Here is a 950-nt window from a genome sequence, read left to right as displayed (position 1 = left end):
CCCAACGCGCGATAAGTCAGGGCGGCCTGGGCCGTACCTTCCGTCCATATGCCGTCGCGGTCGTCATTGAAGTCGAAGCCGCCCCCCACGGCATGATGCCCTTCCACCCAGGCCAAGGACCGGCGCCAATCCGCCGGCGCGTCACCGATGGCCAGGTGCGCCCATAGCTGGATATCCAGGGCGGCGCCGGGTGCCCAGGTTCGCCCATCCGGCTTGGTGCCGATGCGAAAGCGGCCTTCCGTCCCGTCCCAGGCGGCGGCGACCAAACCGCGCGCCAGGGTGGCGTGGCGGGTCCAGGCGGCATCGCCCGTCGACCGCGCCAGCCAGGTGAAGGCGGCGGCGGCGTCGATATTGTGTTCCGTCGCCTTGTAATTAAGGCGCTGCTGGACGGGGTCGAAGCCATCCAGGCCGCCGATATAGCCGCCCGGTTGGGCCGGATCGGCCATCAGGTCAGCCACCCAACGCATCAGGCTGACGGCCCGGTCGCGGTAGCGGGTATCCCCTGTCGCCTCATGCAGGGTCAGCAGCGCCAGGGCCACCCAAACGACGTTGCCGGTGGCGCTGCCATCCTGGTAGGGGTCCTCCGCCCACTGGCCGGCTTTATCATCCCACCACCCGGGAGGCAGGGGCGGGTCGGCGGCGGCACCGGCGCGATAGGCGTTGCGCACCCGGCCATCCTTGAACGTGCGATCGGCGCCGGCGGCCTTGGCCAACGCATCCCCCACCAGGCGAGCGTCCGCGACCTGGCCGCATGCCACCAGCGCAATGGTGGTCAGCGCATTGTCATAGCTGAAGGCGCTGTGCGCCAGGGCGGGATGGGAATCCCCCGGATAACTGGCCGCGAAGCGGGGGCCCGATCCAGGGGCGGCGGACCGCACCGCATGCTGCAGCGCAGCACAGGGCCCGTCCGCCGCTTGCCCGTAAGTGCCTGACAGGAAAAAATAACCTCG

General features: G+C 69.8%; 1 protein-coding gene. It reads right to left on the bottom strand.

Going from position 1 to position 950, the window contains the following annotated elements; all coding sequences use genetic code 11:
- Positions 1–878 (bottom strand): hypothetical protein (locus tag I55_RS09640; RefSeq protein ID WP_148293654.1); only part of this gene is annotated, 878 nt, incomplete at its 3' end.
- Between the last annotated feature and the right edge of the window lie 72 nt (positions 879–950).

This window comes from Azospirillum sp. B4 (assembly GCF_000333275.1).
In the GTDB taxonomy this organism is placed as follows: domain Bacteria; phylum Pseudomonadota; class Alphaproteobacteria; order Azospirillales; family Azospirillaceae; genus Nitrospirillum.
This window is presented reverse-complemented; position numbering and strand designations above follow the sequence as displayed.